This window comes from Streptomyces sp. CLV115 (assembly GCF_038448545.1).
GTDB classification, from domain to species: domain Bacteria; phylum Actinomycetota; class Actinomycetes; order Streptomycetales; family Streptomycetaceae; genus Streptomyces; species Streptomyces sanglieri.
Genome location: NZ_JBCEWQ010000474.1, coordinates 1 through 255, shown reverse-complemented (window position 1 = coordinate 255; position 255 = coordinate 1). Strand labels below are relative to the sequence as shown.

Genomic DNA, 255 nt, shown 5'->3' with positions numbered 1-255 from the left:
TCACCGTGATCACCGGCGTACCCCGCGACACCCGCGACCGCGTCGTGAACGACGCCGCGAACACCGCCTGCGTGGCCACCGGACCCTCCTCACCGGCCTCCAGATCCACCGCATCGGTGATCAGACCCGAACCGATCCGCACCGCGAGCCGCGCCGCGATCTCCTTGCCCTCCGCCGACGACGGCACCAGCACCGCCACCGGCGACACCGCCTCGAACGCCGCCTGCAACGCATCCACCTTCGGCACGACCAGAT

1 pseudogene is annotated in these 255 nt (G+C 71.0%); it reads right to left on the bottom strand.

The window, feature by feature from the left end:
- Positions 1 to 255: pseudogene (locus tag AADR41_RS42710) on the bottom strand (electron transfer flavoprotein subunit alpha/FixB family protein); the annotation flags it as partial.